Origin of the sequence: Rubidibacter lacunae KORDI 51-2 (genome assembly GCF_000473895.1) — a bacterium.
Taxonomy (GTDB): Bacteria; Cyanobacteriota; Cyanobacteriia; order Cyanobacteriales; family Rubidibacteraceae; genus Rubidibacter; species Rubidibacter lacunae.
Map to the genome: position 1 here is coordinate 172,363 of NZ_ASSJ01000079.1, position 19,107 is coordinate 191,469.

14 protein-coding genes and 2 tRNA genes are annotated in these 19,107 nt (G+C 54.5%); 5 read left to right on the forward strand and 11 right to left on the reverse strand.

The features are described 5' to 3' along the window. Window positions 1–51: 51 nt before the first annotated feature. Window positions 52–1,155 (forward strand): glycosyltransferase family protein, encoded by a 1,104-nt coding sequence (locus KR51_RS14855; protein WP_022608903.1) that lies wholly within the window; start codon window positions 52–54, stop codon window positions 1,153–1,155. Between the two features lie 144 nt (window positions 1,156–1,299). Here KR51_RS14855 and KR51_RS14860 read toward each other — a convergent pair. Then, window positions 1,300–1,371 (reverse strand) — tRNA-Lys (locus tag KR51_RS14860). A gap of 145 nt (window positions 1,372–1,516) precedes the next feature. Here KR51_RS14860 and KR51_RS14865 point away from each other — a divergent pair. Next, entirely contained in the window at window positions 1,517–3,478 is a 1,962-nt protein-coding gene (locus KR51_RS14865) for a mechanosensitive ion channel domain-containing protein (RefSeq protein WP_022608904.1), read from the forward strand. 90 nt (window positions 3,479–3,568) lie between these two features. On the opposite strand, the gene KR51_RS14870 is transcribed toward KR51_RS14865, so the two are convergent. The 8 genes from KR51_RS14870 to KR51_RS14905 form a co-directional block, all read right to left on the reverse strand. Next, complete coding sequence (locus KR51_RS14870) at window positions 3,569–4,843, reverse strand: glutamate-5-semialdehyde dehydrogenase (protein WP_022608906.1); 1,275 nt, start codon at window positions 4,841–4,843, stop codon at window positions 3,569–3,571. 842 nt (window positions 4,844–5,685) lie between these two features. Beyond that, window positions 5,686–5,757, reverse strand: a tRNA-Gly gene (locus KR51_RS14875). A gap of 691 nt (window positions 5,758–6,448) precedes the next feature. Further along, window positions 6,449–7,393 carry an NHL repeat-containing protein gene (locus tag KR51_RS14885; protein WP_022608908.1) on the reverse strand — a complete coding sequence of 315 codons (945 nt, stop codon included), beginning with the start codon at window positions 7,391–7,393 and terminating at the stop codon, window positions 6,449–6,451. A 452-nt stretch (window positions 7,394–7,845) separates the two neighbouring features. Next, window positions 7,846–8,346 (reverse strand): transcriptional regulator NrdR, encoded by a 501-nt coding sequence (nrdR, locus tag KR51_RS14890; RefSeq protein ID WP_022608909.1) that lies wholly within the window; start codon window positions 8,344–8,346, stop codon window positions 7,846–7,848. A gap of 195 nt (window positions 8,347–8,541) precedes the next feature. Beyond that, window positions 8,542–8,637 (reverse strand): photosystem II reaction center protein T, encoded by a 96-nt coding sequence (locus KR51_RS18455; protein ID WP_022608910.1) that lies wholly within the window; start codon window positions 8,635–8,637, stop codon window positions 8,542–8,544. Window positions 8,638–8,786: 149 nt separating this feature from the next. Continuing rightward, window positions 8,787–10,322: a photosystem II chlorophyll-binding protein CP47 gene (gene psbB / locus KR51_RS14895; RefSeq protein ID WP_022608911.1), complete on the reverse strand. Its 1,536-nt coding sequence runs from the start codon at window positions 10,320–10,322 to the stop codon at window positions 8,787–8,789. Between the two features lie 479 nt (window positions 10,323–10,801). Continuing rightward, window positions 10,802–11,236 carry a VOC family protein gene (locus tag KR51_RS14900; RefSeq protein WP_022608912.1) on the reverse strand — a complete coding sequence of 145 codons (435 nt, stop codon included), beginning with the start codon at window positions 11,234–11,236 and terminating at the stop codon, window positions 10,802–10,804. Window positions 11,237–11,286: 50 nt separating this feature from the next. Further along, window positions 11,287–11,793 carry a TIGR02652 family protein gene (locus tag KR51_RS14905; protein ID WP_022608913.1) on the reverse strand — a complete coding sequence of 169 codons (507 nt, stop codon included), beginning with the start codon at window positions 11,791–11,793 and terminating at the stop codon, window positions 11,287–11,289. A gap of 1,806 nt (window positions 11,794–13,599) precedes the next feature. Here KR51_RS14905 and KR51_RS14910 point away from each other — a divergent pair. The 3 genes from KR51_RS14910 to KR51_RS14920 all read left to right on the forward strand — a co-directional run bounded on the left by KR51_RS14910 (window position 13,600) and on the right by KR51_RS14920 (window position 17,065). Continuing rightward, on the forward strand, window positions 13,600–14,568 hold the full coding sequence (locus tag KR51_RS14910) for a fused MFS/spermidine synthase (RefSeq protein WP_022608915.1): 969 nt from the start codon (window positions 13,600–13,602) through the stop codon (window positions 14,566–14,568). A 696-nt stretch (window positions 14,569–15,264) separates the two neighbouring features. Further along, entirely contained in the window at window positions 15,265–16,071 is an 807-nt protein-coding gene (locus tag KR51_RS14915; protein ID WP_022608916.1) for a glycine/sarcosine N-methyltransferase, read from the forward strand. 154 nt (window positions 16,072–16,225) lie between these two features. After that, window positions 16,226–17,065, forward strand: coding sequence for an SAM-dependent methyltransferase (locus KR51_RS14920; RefSeq protein WP_022608917.1), 840 nt, complete (start codon window positions 16,226–16,228; stop codon window positions 17,063–17,065). Window positions 17,066–17,325: 260 nt separating this feature from the next. Here KR51_RS14920 and gshB read toward each other — a convergent pair whose 3' ends face one another. After that, window positions 17,326–18,297, reverse strand: coding sequence for a glutathione synthase (gene gshB, locus KR51_RS14925; protein WP_022608918.1), 972 nt, complete (start codon window positions 18,295–18,297; stop codon window positions 17,326–17,328). 236 nt (window positions 18,298–18,533) lie between these two features. Beyond that, window positions 18,534–18,803 carry a glutaredoxin 3 gene (gene grxC, locus KR51_RS14930; protein WP_022608919.1) on the reverse strand — a complete coding sequence of 90 codons (270 nt, stop codon included), beginning with the start codon at window positions 18,801–18,803 and terminating at the stop codon, window positions 18,534–18,536. Window positions 18,804–19,107: the final 304 nt, after the last annotated feature.

The following is a 19,107-nucleotide window of genomic DNA, read 5'->3' on the forward strand; positions in this document are numbered from 1 at the left end:
CAGACGGTCTCAGGTCGATTTGTTGCACGATTGCTGCAATGGAAAGGGAATATGAAAATTAGCCTCGGGGTTAAGTTGCGACGCGGGCCGTGGGGAGGCGGCAATCAGTTTGCCCAGTCTCTAGCAAACTACCTAGAGCAGCGCGGCAATCAGGTAAGTTTCGACCTTAGTGCGCCCGACCTAGACTTGATCTTGCTAATGGATCCGCGCGATCGCGGGAACAGCGCGGCCTACCGGGATGGCGACGTCGTTCGCTATCTGCGGCGCAATCCCGGCGCGCTCGTCATCCATCGCATCAACGAATGCGACGAGCGAAAAGGCACCAAAGGTGTCAATCAGCGCCTCGAACACGCCAATCTCAGTGCGGATTACACGGTGTTCGTTGCCAGCTGGTTGCGAGAGTTATATGCCAACCAAAATCGCATCAACCGCGAGAGCATCGTTATTCTAAACGGCTCGGATCGGCAGATTTTCAACCCTGGCGGCTATCGTCGCTGGACCCATCGAGAACCCCTAGCGATCGTCACTCACCACTGGGGGGGGAACTGGATGAAAGGCTTCGATATCTACTCGCGCTTAGACGATTACGTCGGCAGTCAGCCCTTCAGCCACCCGATCGCCTTTACCTACATCGGCAATCTACCCGACGGGTTCACCTTTCGTAACGCCAACTATCTCCCCCCGCGATCGGGTAGTGAACTGGCCGACAGCTTGCGCCAACATCACGTTTACGTCACTGGCTCGCAATTTGAGCCGGGCAGCAACCACCAAAATGAAGGTGCGAATTGTGGGTTGCCACTGCTGTATCGAAACAGCGGTTGCCTGCCGGAATATTGTGCGGGCTTCGGCATAGAATTTCAGACTACAGACTTCCCCGACCGCCTCCAAGAATTCATCGACACATACGACATCTGGGTCGAGCGCATGCCCGCTTATCCTCACACCTCAGCAGCTTGCTGTGCGCGGTATGTCGAATTGTTCGAAACCTTACTCGACCGCCGTGCGGAGCTCGTTCGCGATCGGAGCGCACGCCTGAGTGACTGGGAGCGGTTGGAATGGAAAACTCAACCGGTTCGTCAAGCTAACCGTGTCGCTCGAAAAGTGCGTCGGCTAAGCAGCCAGCTAGCCCGTCGGCTGCCGCGCCTGACGGACTAAGACGAAATAGAGAGACGGATAATCAACCCGGAAACAGCTTCAGCGACAGAGCTAAGACTCAGTCCCATTCGGGGTGATTTTAGTCAGATTAGGTCCTCGCAGCAGCTTTCGGACCGAATGCATGCCCGAAAGGCAATCAAGAAATGGGTCGCCTGGGATTCGAACCCAGAACAAATCGGTTAAAAGCCGAGTACTCTGCCGTTGAGTTAGCGACCCACGTATGGTTAAGACTAACGCACACGGCTACTGAGTTTAGCATGCACTAATTGCCACCGACAACATTACACTCGCTGGGTCCTGGGTAGAATCGCACAACTGTTACACTGCTTCACGAGAGCCCGCCTGTCCTGCCGGATCCGCCATGAACCGTATTTCCATCCGCCTGCACCGCCGCTTGTTGTCCGGCTTGGCCCTTACTCTGGCTGCCTTCTGCTTCGCAATCGCGCCCACTCAAGCACAGAATTTTGCCAACAACGAACGCGCGCCCGTCGTCCTCGACGGGCGCGTCCTTTTTCGCGTCGGTGATGCCGGTCGCTTCAGTGCGGAGGAACGTGCGTACTTGATCGGTCGGGCTCTCCGCCAGGAGCTCCGCGACGACCTCGATAATCTCGAGGTCGATCTCGACGTGAGAACCAACGACCAGCTCGTTGTCATCCGCTCTGTGGATAGCGGCCTCAATCTCGTCACGGTCGCCGACGAAGACGTGCTTCCGGGCAACAGTCCCTTGCATCAGGCCAACACCTGGAAGAATACTATCGAGCAAGCAATTGCGAAAGCACGTATGGAGCGATCGCCCTCCTACCGCCTGCGTGCCCTCCTCATGAGCGTCGGCGCGGTGGGGCTCGCACTGCTGCTGCACCTTGCATTCGGTTTCCTGCGGCAGCTCGTCCCGCGTGCCTTCGCCGGATGGTGCGAGCAACCCGAAACATTTCTTTATGAATGGGGGCAGCCAATTCAAGGTGCTCTGCGTGCTTTATTGACCGCGCTTCAGTTTTCAGCGTGGCTGACGGTTGTCTGGTGGGTCTGCGCTCGCCTGCCTAAACTCCGATCGGGACGCTACCGCTTGCTGCAGTGGATGACAGACGACCTTATTCCGCTCGGAAGCAAACAGTATTCATTAGTGCAACTCTCGCTGCTGGTTCTGATGACCGTAGGGCTCTGGTTTGCCGTGGCGGCAGGAACGCGCGCACTCAGAACCTATGTCTTCAACCGCACGGGAACACCTCACGGCACTCAGGAAGTTCTGGCGCTGTTCCTGCGTTACGTATTGATGTTTCTGGGCGTTCTGCTTCTGCTTCAAGCCTGGGGTGTCGATATCGGCTCGCTAGCACTGCTGGCTAGCTTCTTCAGCGTTGGTGTCGGCTTCGGTCTGCAGAACATCACCAACAATTTCATCAGCGGTTTAATCGTTACCCTCGAAAAACCCATTGAAGTCGGCAACTTCATACGCGTCGGCGAATGGGAAGGCATTGTTCAGCGCATTGCCGCGCGCCACACGGAAATCTGCACCCTCGATCGGGTTACGATTATTATTCCGAACTCGCGCTTCCTAGAGAGCGAGGTCATCAACTGGAGCCACGGAAGCCCGGTATCGCGCTTGCACATTTCTGTTGGAGTTGCCTACGGTTCCAATGTGAAGCGTGTCAAAGCTGCACTTCTCGATGCGGCCAAAAACCACCCTGAGGTACTGTTGCGCCCGCGCCCGCAGGTTTGGTTCCAAGAATTCGGCGACAGCTCGCTCAATTTCGAGCTGCTAGCCTGGACAGCCGATCCGAAAGAGCAGCCGCGCGTTAAAAGCGAACTCAACTATCGCATCGAAGCCAGCTTTCGGCGATACGGTGTCGAAGTGCCTTTTCCGCAACGCGACGTCCACGTCAAGTCCCCTCAAGTGGAGCGCCTGCTAGCAGCTTGGCTGCAACGCGGTCATGTCGACCTGCCGGAAGGAAACGGCGAGCTAAGCCTGTCATCCGATACCGATCGCGCCGGCGAACCCGATCCGTATCATTCAGCCCTGTCATCGGTGACGTCCGTGGTCCGGCAAGCCCCAGATATCGATCTCGAAAAGCTCGTGGATCGGATGCGGGCTCACGGTGGCGTGAAGATCGGCGATCGCCGCTATCGCCTAAATGTCTATCCTCGGTGCTTTGTCGGCTCGGAAGTGGTTGATTGGCTGGTACAAAACTGCAGTGTCACTCGCGTCGAGGCCGTTGAAATCGGTCAGATGTTACTCGACCGCGGGATCGTCCACCACGTTATGGACGAACACGGTTTCCGCGACGAATATTTATTTTACCGATTCTACAGTGACGAGCAGCTGATGTAGGTATCGCAACAACTTGCTCTGACTGGATCGCCCCCCGATCGATCTCGCGACGAGGTCTGATGGGTGCAGTTGCAATATGGTAGGCGGTGCTCAAGCTCGCCGAGCATTTCCTTGTACGACCTGCTTGAAGGTGGTTAGACTATCAAGTCCGATAAAGCCGCGCCGATAACCCTTCTGGTTTGACATGCCTAAGAATACTGACTCGCCTTGAGGGGAGTGACGGTAGAAGCGCGGCGAAGAATTGATGTAAACGAGCGCGCTATCAACCCCGAGGGCGAATTGACGGCTCTCGCGATAGGACTCGGTAACGATGCAGTCAGCATGACCGCTACTATCCCTAGCAATCTGCTCGATCGCCGTCTCTATACTGTTTGCTACCCCGAATGCCACGATCTTGTTGAGGTAAGCAACTCCCCACTCGCTGTCGGTTGCCAACTGCAGGTGTTCGGGATACTCGGCACAAAGTCGTGCATCACCGCGCAACTCAAAACCTCGGGTATCGAGAAAGTGAAAGATATTCTGCAGCGCAGTCGGTTTCACGTCAGTATGAACCAGTACCTTCTCGATCGCGTTGACGGGATCGGGTTCGCTTTCGTGGCTGTCTGCAATCGCGTAGCCAGCTAGCTCGCAGTCACCGCTGTAGGACAAATACAAGTAGCAATTGCCCATTGCCGAACGCAAAATCGGGACCGAAGCGGACTGAGCAGTCTGCTGCACTAATGCCGGCCGGCCATAGGGAATGGCTAGATTTACATACTCGTGCTGTACTAAAAGCTCTTGGATCGATGACTCTTCGCACGGCAGCAGCTGTAAAGTGCGGGTAGGTAGCTTGGCTGCTGCCAGCGCCTGCTGCAACACCGATGCGATCGCCGCGTTCGAATGGGTTGCTTCCGGACCGCCGCGGAATAAGAGCGCGTTGCCTGTTTTCAAGCAGAGTCCCGCTGCAATTGCAGCCAGTTCGGGAAACGCTTCGTACACGAGCGCGACCGTTCCCAGGGGGATTTGCTGGGCGTAGGTCTGCGATGGATCGAGCTGATAGGGCGCGTTAGTGACCTGTTGGAGCGGATCCGATAGCTTCTCCAAACGACGCAGAATTGTCACTGTCGTCTGCAAGCGCTCGGGCGTCAATTTCAACCATTCCTGAACGAGATCGGGCACTGCCATCTCGCGGCTCATTTCCAAGTCAAGCGTGTTGGCTTCGAGGATATCGTCGCGATTGTCCTCTAGAAAGAGGGCGATCGCACCGACGCCTCGGTTCCGGTCGCTTCCCTCGGCCGTTGCTAGAACCCGAGCTGCATCTCGTGCCTGCCGGACAGCTACGGACACAAAGCTGGGGGGTTGCCGAACTGCATCAGTTCCCACCATGCTCTACCGCTACCGACCTCGCCCCCAGTAACGTTCTAGCCCAGCAACTAGCAACGCCGCAGCCAGGCACGATACCCAGCCCAACAAGCGAACTTGGTTCAAGGAAATCATTAACTGCTGAGAATATCCAATTGATGCAGTCCATAGATTGCCGGAAATATCAAAAACTTCGGCCCGAAAGACTGTGCGGCCGCAACTGGGACCGGCGAGCCATCATCCCGGCATCCTGGGTGCGTGACAGGTGCCAACCCTTACCAGACCATTATATAGAAGAGATATAGAGCGATTTGCGAGTAACTGAACTGCTCGATTACACAACCGCCGGCCTCAACCACAAAAATCTGTTTGCAACAACTGTAGCTAAACGCTTCTGTCAGCACGATTGGCTGGAGGCGAGCGTGACGGTCGCAGGGGCAAGGATACATTTAGAGTCAAGCACAAAGAATGGAGCCTTTGGTGGTTGCCCGAACGACTGCCTAGAACTTTTTGTCGCGAATCTCTAGAGTGCAGAGACTTTGCCCTAGGAACATAAGTCTATAGCAACGATCGCGCTGCCGGATCCCTTTCAGCGAATTCTAGCATCCCTCACTGCGTGAAGTTCTATACGGTTCCAGCTCGGTCAAACCTCACGCCAGAGCGCTCCCGTTTCGGGATTGAGATTCTAGTGTCTGCCTGTTGCGCACTGAGGCTGTTCTGGTATTGCTTCGGACCTGCCACCCTGGCAATAAGAGAAATACCTGAAGACTTGCTCGTTGCTCGCAGCAAAATTTCGAGGGGATCCAAAAAAATGCGAAGCATTAGATGCTTTGAACTACCCCAAGGCATTAAAAATTAGTTTTAAAAGCGGGTAACGCGATTCGAACGCGCGACATTCACCTTGGCAAGGTGACGCTCTACCGCTGAGCTATACCCGCATCACGCTGTTTAACGCGTTTACTATCATGACAGAAGATCTATTATCCGTCAACTCACCTGCCAGCAGAGTAACTAGGGCAAACGCATACAGATTTCTTTGGCTGGACCGAATTAGGTTGCGGGGTTCTGGAGTGCTTGAACTGAGATCTCTGTTCTCAACAAGTCCAGCTCGAGGTTCGCATATTGTGAAAATTGAGCTGAAATTCCAAGCATGCGTTTGCCCTGCAAGAATAGTCCGCGGAGCCTATCACGCTCGTCGAGGCAGAGACCCTGGGAGATAGTCTGTCGCCAGACCGACTGGGCTTGAAGTGTAAAAATTTGATGTAGCCTCTTGTTGTATTTCTTCCAGCTTGGCAGTACTACGGGTCTTACTTTTTGATCGGTGCAGGTCATGCTGCAGGAAAGGAACGCCAACTCGAATGTCCCAATGTACTGGAATCTCAAACCGCAGTTTGACACTGAGTATCGGCTTCACGCTCGAAACCGACGTAACTAGTACTATGTGTCTGCACTCGTCCGGCGTTCTCTATTGCTCGCGATTTGTAACGAGTTGAGTAGGTCGGACCCCAAAACTCCAGATAGCAACGTTTTATCTAGAAGACGCTAAACCATGGTCGCGTGTCAGTTGCCTCGGGAAAATTGAACGAGTGTGAGGGGGGTGCTCTCCTGCGCGAGAACATTCCAAGAAGGTTACTGTGAGAACACGTAAACGGCAGGCTGTTTGATGGTATCAGTCACGTACACTCGGCCGTTGTCACTGACAGCAACACTGCTGGGGAACCGGAGTCTTCTACCGCGAGGACCGAAGTCACCAAAACCGAACTTAAATTTACCGCGACTGTCAAACACCTGTACGTCCTTCCGCTGATTATCAAGCACGTACAGATTGTTGTCGCGGTCGATTGCGATGCTGGCTGGGAACCGAAACTGCCCGTCTTCAAAGCCAGAAGATCCAAAACCAAACTGAAATGTGCCGTTGCTGTCGAATCGCTGGACGTTTCTCCTGGTACTGTCGAGCACATACACATTATCGTTGCTGTCGACAACTACACCTACAGGGAACTGAAACTGACCGTTACCCGAACCGCGCGAGCCGAATTCGAACAGATACTCCCCCTGCCTGTCGAATACCAACACGTAGTCCCTGCCTGCATCTGAGATATACAGCTTGCCCAGGCTGTTAATGGCAATTCCTACTGGAGCGATGAACTGCCCGGGCTTCAGACCGCGGGATCCAAAACTAAATCGAAACGTGCCGGAACTATCGAATACCTGGACGTTGCGTCTAAAAACGTCGAGTACGTAAAGATTGCCATCACCGTCAATTGCGATCGCGGACGGGGATATAAACTGAGCGTCACCGCTGCCGCGCGAGCCAAAGCCAAACAAAAATGTGCCACTGCTATCGAATACCTGTACGTCATCCCTACCGCCGTCCACTACGTATAAGTTGCCGCTACTATCTGCAGCAATTGCACGCGGTTCGGTGAACTGACCGTCACCCGAGCCGCGCGAGCCAAAGGAGAAAGAAACTGCAAGTTCGGCGGCAAATAACGAGGAAAGGCCCAGGAATAATGCAGCAAAGCCCCCAGCCGAACTCAAAATCCAGCGACTGAAACGAGGAGGAATTTTCATCGAATGAGTTACCGCAACAGCTGAAACAAGCGGTTATAAAGCCAACACCCAAGATATTATTCTACGATTTACAGCATTTTTGCAAGCTTTGCGGCGATACGGGTAGGCAAGCGCATACAGATGTATGGACTATGTCCGATTTGGGGTTTCAGCGAACAGGGGTGCTTGAAGTTAGCTCTTTGTTCTCATCCAGTCCAGATCGAGCCCAGCTCATTGTGAAAATCGAGCTGAGTTTCCAAGTATGCGTCTGCCCCAGGCGATATGGGGATTTACCTAAAAGAGGCATAACGTTTCCTAAAAGAACGCCCGAGACGTTGCCACCGATTGCGTCAAGCCGGAGCACCACCTTTATTCACCGACTGCCTTGCGCTGGCAGGGCTAATACTGCTAAAAGTTTGAGTCATTGGGGTCGTGCGATTGCCGATACCCTTTCGCCAGCAGCCCGAATCACGCTAGGAAGACACGGCCAGCGACGCATCGCCCTCACGCGGCGGATGAACGCGCAAGGCATTTAACGCCGCAATCAACTCCTCTACTTCCTGCAAACTTTGATAGCGGTGGTATGCGATCGCGAACCGCAAGTAGGCTATCTCGCTATGGCGGCGGAGGGCACTCAAGGCAAGGTCGGCGAGATCACTTTGGGATATTTCGCCATCGGCGCGACGCTGTAGTTGCCGCTCGATCTCGTCGACTATACCCTTCGTCCGTCCCTGCATTGCATCGATTCCTTCGCAGGCACGGTTGATGTCAGTAAGCAGCCGCTCTCGATCGAAGGGCTCGTGAGTCCCGTCGCGCTTGACCACGAGCAGCGGCGTCTCTTCGACCTTCTCGTAAGTCGTAAAACGAAACGAACATCGAATGCACTCCCGACGCCGACGGACGCTTTTACCATCTTTCGGAACGCGCGACTCCAAAACGCGAGTGGACGTATGCTGACATCTTGGACATTGCATTGGCGATTCTTTAAATCAACGCGATCGGCACGAATACTGTTCGCTACATGCGCGTGGGAAACTGCTCGGATATCAGATATCTGAGCCAAAAACCCACTCCCAAACTTTTGACAGTTTCAGAGGGGATGATTCGGCTCAGATACTGAGTGTTCCTGCCGGCGATCGCCAACAGTAAAAATTTACGGGTCTGGACGGTTACTTATTGAGACGCGGCGGGTCTCGGAAGGCAATTGCAAAGAACAAAACACCAATTGCAAGGGACAAGATGAGGATGTAAGCGACGCTCTCCATAGGTGGTTAAAGCCAGTTCTGCTAGCTACAGTCTATCAACGATCTGTTCCTGCAACAGAGGGCTGCCCAGGAATGCCACAGCCTTCCTCTAGTTCGGAGGAAGGCTGTAAGTAAGTCGCTGTTAGACGTCGGGATTTTAGATCTTCGGTCTAAATGGCCGACTCCTCCTCTTTACGGGTAGATAGGTCGCCCACTTTCGCGAAGAGGCCGAACTCTACCTGCTCTTCGAGGTCGGGGTCGACACCGGCAAACACGTCGCGGAACAGCGTGCGCGAACCGTGCCAGATGTGCCCAAAGAAGAACAGCAGCGCGAAGACCGCATGGCCGAAAGTGAACCAACCGCGCGGGCTCGTACGGAAGACGCCATCGGAATCGAGGGTCTCGCGATCGAACTCAAACGGCTCGCCCAATTGCGCCTTGCGAGCAAATTTCTTCACGTCCACCGGATCCTCAAAAGTCTGACCGCCGTACTGACCGCCGTAAACGCTGACCGTGACGCCCGTCTGCTCGATGCTGTATTGCGACTCAGCGCGACGGAACGGAATGTCCGCACGCACGATCCCGTCCTTGTCTTGCAGAACGAGCGGGAATGTCTCGAAGAAGTTAGGCATGCGACGAACGGTCAGCTCGCGACCTTCAGCGTCCACAAAGACCGGATGGCCGAGCCAACCACGGGCAATGCCGTCACCTTCATCCATCGGACCGACGCGGAACAAACCGCCCTTCGCAGGGTTGTTGCCGATGTAATCGTAAAATGCTAGCTTGTCTGGAATCTGGAGCCAAGCTTCCTCTAGGGTTGCTCCTGCTGCTACTGCAGTGTTGACGCGACGGTCAATTTCCTGCTGGTAGTACCCCTGGTCCCACTGGTACCGCGTCGGACCGAACAGCTCGACTGGCGTCGTGGCGTTGCCATACCACATGGTTCCGGCGACGACGAAAGCCGCGAAGAAGACGGCCGCAATGCTGCTAGAAAGAACGGTCTCGACGTTACCCATCCGCAAGGCGCGGTAGAGGCGCTCGGGCGGGCGGACCGTTAAATGGAACAACCCGGCAATAATGCCAACAACGCCAGCAGCAATGTGGTGGGCAACAACTCCACCGGGATTAAACGGGTTAAAGCCTGCCGGCCCCCACTCGGGAACAACGGGTTGGACGTGCCCGGTCAGACCGTAGGCATCCGAAACCCACATACCCGGACCGAACAAGCCGGTCAGGTGAAATGCGCCGAATCCGAAGCAAAGTAAGCCAGACAATGTCAGGTGAATGCCAAACATTTTCGGCAGGTCGAGAGCAGGCTCGCCCGTACGGGGATCGAAGAAGAGATCCAAGTCCCAGAATACCCAGTGCCAGCAGGCCGCTAGAAACAGCAGTCCTGACAAAATAATGTGCGCGATCGCAACCCCTTCAAAAGACCAAAAACCAGGGTCGAGTGCGGTCTCGCCCGTAATGCTCCACCCGCCCCAAGACTCAGTGACGCCCAGTCGCGCCATGAAGGGCAAAACGAACATGCCCTGACGCCACATGGGGTTGAGGACGGGATCGCTGGGATCGAACACGGCCAGCTCGTACAGCGCCATCGAACCTGCCCACCCGGCAACGAGCGCCGTGTGCATCAGGTGGACGGCAATCAGGCGTCCCGGATCGTTCAGGACGACTGTATGAACGCGATACCAGGGGAGTCCCATTGGTTACGCTCCTCCTCCTTCTTGTTGAAATTTCGTGACTGCGGTGAACGCTTCTTCCCAATTTAGCGAGCTTATACGCTTCACCCCGGGCACTGGAGGCGACCGAAGATGAAAGCTGAAAACCCTACAAAATCAGCATCCTAAACTGAAGTTTGTTAACGAAGTGTAACTTTACCTGGGGACGGTTTGCAAGGCAAATGCTTGCTACTTCAGGGCAAACGTATTAGGACTTCTTTGCCAGGACCGAAGCAGAGTTTCAGCGATCTGGAGTGCTTGAACTTAGCTCTCCGCTCTCAACAAGTCTAAATCGAGTCCTGCTCATTTCGATAATAGAGCTGAGATTCCGAGTAAGCGTTGCCTATCTGGCTGCCATAAGATTGCTTCCAAGCAATTGCCGCAAGCAGTTAGCGAGTCCGGATGGTGTGAATCGCGCAGCAACAGGTACCGCTGCTGGCTGCGAGAGCGAGTCAGGTCGCCGGTCAAGAAGGGAGCGAACGCGACGTATGAAGGTGTAAGAATTCCAGCGGCAGTCCGTCGGCATCGGCGACAAAGGCAACCTCGTAGATGCGATCTCCGATCGACTGTTGAGTTGGTTCCAGCAAAACCTGGAGGGGCTTTAGAGTCGCAGCACTCAGGCGCGATCGCAGTTGCTCGAGCCATGCTTGCATGTTCTCGGCGAGGTGCGTCACGTCGAATGACAGGTGGTAGTAGCCTACGTAGTGTTCGTCGTGAAAGGCGTCAGGAGCGGGGTGAGGCAGAGGGATCTCGATCAGTTCGATGCGCCCGCCCAGCCCTTCCATCCAGCACGCGAGCGTCAGACTGGTCGTAAAACGCTCGCAGACGCGGAAACCAAGCTGCTCGTAGAAAGCAATCGCGCAGTGGATGTCGGCCGTACGGATGGAAGCGTGATGCATTAGGACGAAACGGAGGGGTAAAACAGACGAACCATCGTCGCCAGGAGCGGCTATTCGAATAGGCGGAAATAAGGATAGCGAACGGGGACGCCCGGTTCTTTCTCGAGGTCGAAGTTAATCACGTCCCAGCAGGGATCGCCATCGCTATCGGAGCTGAATTCGATGGGCAATCCGTACAGACGGGGAGGGTCGCTGCTGGCATCGCTGCGCCAAGAAGTGTTGCGCTCTAGGTAGCCGCTGACGAGTTCGAGGTAGCGACGGGCAACAATAACGCGTGTAGCACGGTAGCCCTGGGTGTAGAGGCGATCGAGGGCTTCGTGGATTTCGAAGCGAATCCCGTCGGGATGGGTGTGTTGGCGGTACCATTCACTTTTCCAGCGCCGCCAACGCCGACCGGACTGAAGATGCACGAGTTCACCAGTTTTGGGTTCTGCTTCAAATGCTCCATGGCGGGGACAGAGATAAGTGTCGGTGAGCGTTAGCGCGGGAATAGTTTGGCGACAGTGCGGACAGTGGATTTCGGCCCCGAAGATCGGGTATTGTAAAATAGGATTCATTTTAAATCTGCGTGCCGTTTGGCTCCAGTACTGCTGGGAGTCGTCTCGCCAACTGCGCGAATGCCTCGCTGTTAGCCACGCGCATCCTTGATTATATCTATCGAGTATCAGTAGAAGTGGTCTTCGTACAGAGACTATTTTGGCGTGCAAGCGCGCAATCGCGACAATCGCAGAGTAGCTAGACAGTCAGTTACTAGGGTTTTGCAGAAAGCTTCAATCCGATTGGGAGACTTAGCCTAAATCGTATATAACATTCTCGGTTAGATCCCAAGGGCACATGTCACCTATCTGGTAGAAAACTAGAAACTGCTCGATCCTTTAAACAGTCTAGGTTCACTGCGCGAGCTAGTTTCTAGCGCATTGCAATGCCTCTTTGCATGCCGATGTGAATTATCTTTCTAGAAGGTGAGAGGCACCTGTGCTCGAGCTTTGGATATACGAAAATAGGCAATAATGGTAAGCCGCTAACTCCATTTTACTGAGGAGTTTCCTTGGCAAGACCAAGTGCTGTACTGCTAATTTTACAACAATACACCCTAACTTACTATGCAAACTTAAACTTTTCCTGCAGGTACCAGTAGCATCGAGGCAAACATACTGTAATAAATTTCGTTTTGGCCACAACAACAATTTCCTAAAATTATTTTTAGAGGCCACATTTTGATTGAAGCCACGCAGTAATGATAAATTTGCCAGAGTGTCTCATTGAGGCTGTCCACGAGGCGGTTGTATCTGGCTGGATCTCTATCAGTTCGTTATGGCTTTTATCTGAATCTATTTTGATTCATGCCATAGATCGCGGCGATCGCGCTGCTTCTTTTGCAATAACGCTATGCTCAGAGCGCCCTGAGGAGAAATGATGCCAATGACTCTGCTTCCAGTTCGCGGAAAAAGTCAGTTGTGGAAATATCGAATCGCGCGTTTGCTGCGGGAAAGCTTCGGTCTTTTGCTTTGAGAAAGCCGCATGTCATCACATCTATGCTGAATTGTATAAAGATCGCGGCTAGTTCGCGAGCATCTTTAGATCGCCGAGTTGCTTCAATCAGTGCATGTACGATTCCTAGGTGAGTGAGGACTCCCTGATTAGGAACACGACGACTCAGCACCCTGCTCGGCAACATTGCCCTTGGCTTTGTCTGACAAGTGGTGTTCGTTCTCCTCAGCTAGTGCTGCTAGCCGCCACAAGCTTGTAAGAACAACAGTTGCGCGGAAAAATTACAAAACGGCTCCGCTGCGCTTGCAGTCTTAGCCTTCGATCGGCTCCCGCTCCCCGAACACGCTCATACCATCTGGGCCGAATTCGTCGAACTTCTGCAATATAAGGAAGGGTTAGTTGCTCGCAACCTTCCACTGCTTTTCGAGGTAGGGATAAAGCCGTTCATACTTGAACTGTGCGAATATTGACCGTTTAGTCGAAGTTTTGCAAAAAGGTTGCGCCATCATTCAGGTCTCCTGCGAAGGCAAGTGGATTTCAATTTCCTGCGAAGGCAAGTGGATTTCAATTTCAGGCCATTCACTGCCCGACGCTTAAGCCCGCGGTCGCCGTGCGGCTCAGGGCATATGGATAAGTAGGATCTCGAATCAAGTCTCCAAACAAGCGCGGCTCGATCTGAGTTTGTTGAGCACCGGAGAGCTGAGTTCCAACGCTCTCATCCGCTGAAACCCCTATCCTCTCGTAAACTCAAAATTGGTATACGTCTGCCCTGCAGCAGGGCTGCGTCCCGATTGGCGAGTGCTCCTGCTCGTGCTAGAGTTTCATGCTGATATTCTTTCTGGTGAGTTCCCGAGCAAAGGAGCACAGCGATCGTGGCTGGCAGCACCGTTAACGCCGATGTTTGGATTAGCGAATACATTACGCCTTGGGACATTTACCTGCACGGCGCTACCCGCGTGCTTGCCCACAAGCAGACGGCTTTCCAGGAAATGTACGTCGTTGAGACCGGTGCATACGGGAAGGGTCTGTTACTCGACGGCAAATGGCAGTCTTGCACGGGTGACGAATTCCTCTACCATGAAGCGCTCGTGCATCCGGCAATTCTGGCCTGTGGTGCGCCCAAGCGCGTGTTGATCCTCGGCGGAGGTGAAGGAGCTACCGCCCGGGAAGTTCTGCGCTGGCACGAGGTCGAGCGGGTCTTAATGGTCGATATCGACGGCGATGTGGTGGCCGCATGCCGCGAACACCTGCCGGAAATGCACGCTGGCGCCTTCGACGACCCGCGCACCGAAGTCGCGATCGCCGATGCGTTGGAAGTCCTCGATACCACAATTGAACGCTGGGATGTCATTATCTCCGACCTTTCGGATCCGGTTGAAGACGGACCTTCATTTCAACTCTTTACCCGCGAGTATTTTCAGAAAATTCATGAGGTTCTCGCCCCTGGCGGCAGTTTCGTTTTACAAGCCGGACCTGTTGCGCCGGCAGGGCTAACGCTCCACGCGCGGATCGTCAATACAGTTGCTGCCGTATTCCCGCACGTGTGCTCATACTCGTCCTTTACTCCTACTTACGGAGCGCCGTGGGGCTTCGCGCTTGCTTCCGAACGCCTACTCGACACGCGTCCCGACCCCGCGGCAATCGACCGAATCCTCGCCGCGCGAACGGCCGGAGGGCTGCGTTTTTTCGATGGCACGACACTCCTCGGATTGTTGCAAACTCCTGCCCACATCCGTCGCGCGATCGCAACCGAGACCGAGGTTTACACACTACAAGCACCGCCGAAGTTCTTCGGGAAAGGAATTGCAACCGAATCACACCGGCAAATCTCTACAGATTGAGACTTTTATTAAGTTTGGTGACGATTAGTGCATGGAGCGAGTTGCGATTTCGGCAATCGGTTCTAACAATCAATAAGAAATTTCTATCGGTAGCAAGTCCTTCATTGGCAAGGGTTCGAGGCATCCGCCCAATAATTTTGCTGGTCCAAACCCAGGAAAAAACGTGCTCCCATGCCAAATAACCTCTAGACAGAACCCGATATCCGAGTTTCAATGAGGGGGGCTTTGAGAAGCGCGACTTATTTATCGCGTTGGGTTTATAAGCTGCCCGAAAGTCTGCGGGTAATAGGCATCTCCAGGTCCATTGGGAATGCCTCTGCGCGCAGCTCGCGACCGACCAGTTCGCACCTGGTCGCTGTTAGGGAGGGCTGCCACGTTGCAGTCGCTCGGAGGTCGAGGCAGGGTCGGCGAGTATGCAATGTTGCGAATATGCAATAATGCCTTCCTTTCGAAAGATTGTCTCAGAAGTTGGCTGCTCGTCATGTTATCCGCTATACAAAACCGATCGCAGTTCGAGCGATCCATATGCGGGCTGCCGGACAGGGAGCGAGGTCGCGTTTGCTTGCGGTCTTGGTTTTTCAAGCTGTTCATTCACCTCTGGAGCGCGCCGCGGCTCCTTTCTCTGCGGATGGCGATCCACCTGGCTTGTAGGGGTGGAGATTGCACCGCACGCGCACAGCAAAACCAGAGGGAATTATGAGCGCAGTTCAGGACAGCCGAATTAAAGAACAAAACTACGGCAGCAATCCGCTTGCCATCCGCGATAGCGATCATTACCAGGCGGAGTACGTACAGAACTTCGTCGAAAAGTGGGATGAGCTAATCGACTGGAGTGCGCGCGCTACCAGCGAGGGCGATTTCTTCATCCGCACGTTGCGCGAGCACGGGGTTCAGCGAGTTCTCGATGTTGCAACGGGAACGGGTTTCCACTCGGTTCGCTTGCTCGAGGCTGGATTTAATGTAGCGAGCGCCGACGGTAGCATGGAAATGCTCGTCAAGGCATTTGATAACGCCACGCGCCGAGGTCAGATTCTGCGGACGCTTCATGCAGATTGGCGCTATCTGACGCGTGACGTGCAAGAAAAGTTCGACGCGATCGTTTGTCTCGGCAACTCGTTTACGCACTTGTTTGAAGAAAGCGATCGCCGCAAGGCTTTGGCAGAGTTCTATGCTGCGCTCAATCACGACGGAATTTTGATTCTGGACCAGCGCAACTACGACTCGATTCTCGACTCCGGTTTTAGTACCAAACATACCTACTATTACTGCGGCGACAACGTTAAAGCCGAGCCGGAGCATATGGATGATGGGCTGGCACGTTTCCGCTATCAGTTCCCGGATGGCTCGGAGTATCACCTGAATATGTTCCCGCTGCGCAAGGAGTATACGCGGAGATTGCTCGTGGAAGTCGGTTTCCAGCAGGTGACCACTTATGGGGACTTCCAGGAGACCTACCACCAAGACGACCCGGATTTCTTCATTCACGTCGCGCGTAAAGACTAGCCGCATCCCTCCATAGGCTCTTATCCCAGCCAGATTAGATGAAGTCGGAGTGACAGAGTCGTCCAGCGCGATCGCGCTGAGGATACTTGGTAAGGGTCTGACGAGACTGTAGGTATGCCGTGAAAATTTGCGTACAGAATTTGAGAGCAATCACGTGACTCAAGCACCAACTAGTGCGGTCGATACCGCGCGCAACTATTACAACAGCAGCGACGCCGACACCTTTTACTTCACAATTTGGGGCGGCGAGAACATTCATATCGGACTGTATGCAACGCCCGACGAAGCGATTGCGGAAGCCAGTCAGCGGACGGTGGAGCGCATGTCCGCCCGGCTGCAAACGCTAAACCCAAGTGCAAAAGTCCTCGATTTGGGTGCCGGCTACGGCGGTTCGATGCGCCATTTGGCTCGGACGGTTGGTTGTCGATGCGTGGCGCTCAACCTTAGCGAGGTTGAAAACGCGCGCGATCGCGCGATGAATCGCGAGCAAGGGTTGGATCGCCTCATCGAGGTCGTGGAGGGCGACTTCGCACACTTGCCGTTTCCGGATGCGTCGTTCGAAGTGGTGTGGTCCCAGGATGCGATTTTGCATAGCGGCGAGCGCGATCGCGTCATTGCCGAGATTGCACGCGTCCTCAAGTCTGGCGGCGAGTTCGTCTTCACCGATCCGATGCAGGCCGATGATTGCCCGCAGAATGTGCTGCAGCCAATTCTCGATCGCATTCATCTTGACTCGCTTGGCTCGCCAGGATTCTACCGCCAACAGGCACGGAAGGTCGGACTGGCAGAATTGTCCTATGAATCGCATTCGGAACAGCTGACGGCACACTACACGCGCGTTCTGCAGGAACTGCAACATCGGGCAGCGGAAGTTCTGGCAGCAGGCATCAGCCAGGGCTACAGCGATCGCATGCAAAAGGGACTGCAGCATTGGATCGAAGGCGGTCGCAAGGGCTATCTGGCATGGGGAATCTTCCACTTCCGCAAGCCCTAAATCCATGTCGGTAGCGACACGTTCGGTTGAACTAGACGCGATCGCTTCACATCGGGGCGGTTGTGAAGCAACCTTTACGATGTAAGAAACTTGCTCGCCCCTTTTGTATGGGAAAAAACAGCAAGGCTAAGACAAAATGGAGCGGCGGGCTTATCCCGAAGCCAGTAGGCAAGCCCAAGCGCAGCGATTTCTAAAGCTTAAGCTTCTTTCTTCAAACATTTTCAAATATTCTCGCTGCTATCAATTGGGACTTAAGCGAACTAACGTCCTTCCAGATATCGTTCCAGCCAACTAATGACGCGATCGCCCAGACGAACTGAGTTGAGGCGATCGATCTCTCGGATGCCGGTCGGACTCGTAACGTTCACTTCGGTTAGGTAGCCGCCGATGACGTCCAGTCCGACGAAGTAAAGCCCGTCGGCCAGCAACTGCGGCGCGACGGCAGCAGCAATCTCGCGATCGCGATCGGTCATCTCCGCCCGCTCGACACTCCCGCCAACTGCCATATTGCCGCGAAAATCCTCCCCCGACGGCACGCGGTTGACCGCGCCAATCGGCTCGCCAGCCAGCAGAATGACGCGTTTGTCTCCTGACTTTGCCTCCGGCAAAAACTGCTGCACCATCACCGGCACTCGCCCCCGCCGCGTGCTCACTTCCACCATGGAATGGAAATTGCGATCGCCGTCTGCCAAAAACAAAATCCCCTCACCGCCTTTGCCATCCAGCGGCTTGAGCACGGCTTGGCCTTGCCCGGCCACGAAGCCCCGGATCGTTGCCTTATCTGCTGCCACGATGGTTGTCGGTACGACCTCGGGAAAGTTCAGCGCGTAAAGCTTTTCATTGGCTGCCTGCAACCCGCGCGGCGAATTTACCACGAGCGTGTGTTTGGGATCTAGCAAGTCCAGTATCTGCGTGCCGTACAAATAAGTTGCGTCGACGGGCGGATCGGTGCGCACGAAAATCGCATCGAATTCGGCCAGCGGCCGTGCCACCGCTTCACCGGTGTCAAACCAGCGTGCTGCAGCCACCCAGTGCGCTTCAACCAGCGATACTGGTGTCAACCGTAAGGGTTGCAGCCGCGCGCGGGCTTCGCGACCGCTCGCACTCAGGTCCATCATTTGTGTCACCCACACCTCATGCCCAGCCGCCTGCGCGGATTCCATTAGTGCCACGCTCGTATCGTGGGTTGGGTCGAGATCGGCAATCGGGTCGATGACAAACGCCAGTTTCATGCCACATCCTGCCCGACGTCGCTCGGGTGCTGCTAGACGTTTTGTATCGTACCGCGGCGATCGGCACGCGACTGCCTCAGAGACTGCAAGCCAGGCGATCGATCGGCGAAAGTTGACCGAGCTCCACTGGTAGGTTCCAACTCTCCGCTACAGGTGACGTTCGCCTAGGAAGCTGACTCTATCAAAAGTGCAACTTCTAAAATGTCAACAGAACCCAGTCCAGAGCGCCCTAAACTTCAGGACGGCAAGCCAGCCAGCAGCGGATCGAGTTTGCCCATAGCTTCCAGTTCGTACAGATCGTCACAGCCGCCGACGTGGCGACCATCGATGAAAATTTGGGGCAGCGATCGCCGGCCATTTGCACGCTCGGCCATCGCATCGCGCGCACTCTCATCGCCGTCGATAATGTACTCCCTATATTCAACGTTCTTTTTGGAGAGTAAAGCTTTAGCACGGACACAGAAGGGACAGTAGCTCCAGGTATAGATTTCGGTGTTTGCAGACATGAGTTTTGACAGAGAGAGTGCAATAGATTGTAAATTGAAAGGCGTTCGAGGAAGTAACAAGCACCCGCAATTGCGTTCGGACAAAAACGGGCAGCGCTCGAGCGGCAGCAAGTTCCGGACGGTCGGACGTATCGAGTGGAGCGTCGTCGTTACAAGCGTTGTCATTTTGCCGAGCCTGTAAAGTTTTTTGTGTAAGCGGTCAGAGAGATAACCCAATAGGAGACCGCAACCCATGCCCAGACGCAAGTCAGAACCCTCCAAAACCGATCGGCTCTTCAACCAACTTCTGCAGCATTACTCCGGT

Coding starts and splice junctions, on each gene's coding strand:
- KR51_RS14855 (WP_022608903.1), top strand. CDS start 52: ATGAAAATTAGCCTCGGGGTTAAGTTGCGACGCGGGCCGTGGGGAGGC.
- KR51_RS14865 (WP_022608904.1), top strand. CDS start 1,517: ATGAACCGTATTTCCATCCGCCTGCACCGCCGCTTGTTGTCCGGCTTG.
- KR51_RS14870 (WP_022608906.1), bottom strand. CDS start 4,843: ATGGTGGGAACTGATGCAGTTCGGCAACCCCCCAGCTTTGTGTCCGTA.
- KR51_RS14885 (WP_022608908.1), bottom strand. CDS start 7,393: ATGAAAATTCCTCCTCGTTTCAGTCGCTGGATTTTGAGTTCGGCTGGG.
- nrdR (WP_022608909.1), bottom strand. CDS start 8,346: ATGCAATGTCCAAGATGTCAGCATACGTCCACTCGCGTTTTGGAGTCG.
- KR51_RS18455 (WP_022608910.1), bottom strand. CDS start 8,637: ATGGAGAGCGTCGCTTACATCCTCATCTTGTCCCTTGCAATTGGTGTT.
- psbB (WP_022608911.1), bottom strand. CDS start 10,322: ATGGGACTCCCCTGGTATCGCGTTCATACAGTCGTCCTGAACGATCCG.
- KR51_RS14900 (WP_022608912.1), bottom strand. CDS start 11,236: ATGCATCACGCTTCCATCCGTACGGCCGACATCCACTGCGCGATTGCT.
- KR51_RS14905 (WP_022608913.1), bottom strand. CDS start 11,793: ATGAATCCTATTTTACAATACCCGATCTTCGGGGCCGAAATCCACTGT.
- KR51_RS14915 (WP_022608916.1), top strand. CDS start 15,265: ATGAGCGCAGTTCAGGACAGCCGAATTAAAGAACAAAACTACGGCAGC.
- gshB (WP_022608918.1), bottom strand. CDS start 18,297: ATGAAACTGGCGTTTGTCATCGACCCGATTGCCGATCTCGACCCAACC.
- grxC (WP_022608919.1), bottom strand. CDS start 18,803: ATGTCTGCAAACACCGAAATCTATACCTGGAGCTACTGTCCCTTCTGT.